This is a genomic window from Streptococcus suis, assembly GCF_002964045.1.
Lineage (GTDB): Bacteria > Bacillota > Bacilli > Lactobacillales > Streptococcaceae > Streptococcus > Streptococcus suis_U.
In genome coordinates, this window is sequence record NZ_POPB01000618.1 from 1 (window position 1) to 325 (window position 325).

General features: G+C 39.1%; 1 pseudogene. It reads right to left on the reverse strand.

Annotated features, from left to right (window positions below):
• Positions 1 to 325, reverse strand: a pseudogene (locus C1E99_RS13190) (hypothetical protein); the annotation flags it as partial.

Consider the following 325-nt stretch of genomic DNA (forward strand, 5'->3'; position numbering starts at 1 on the left):
GCTTTCTCCAATATCAGAGATTTTTCAGTGTAAGCAAAGAGAATAGCAGACCAATCATCACTCTCAAACATTTCTAAAATATCTTTTTGAACTTGAATTTCAGCCTCATTTTTAGCTGAAACTAGGATTGCTTTTAGTGTAGTACGAAAACTCTCCTTGTCTTGCACCAAGTCTTCCAAGGTCAGCAAGCTTTCATCTGCCTTCTCATAAAAAATATCTAATTCCGTCTCTGACGAAGTAGTCACATGGAGCCAGTCAGCCTTGATACTGGTTTTCATTACTGCATAGGCAGAAGTATTTTCAAAGGGACTGCTGCGCGTTTGAG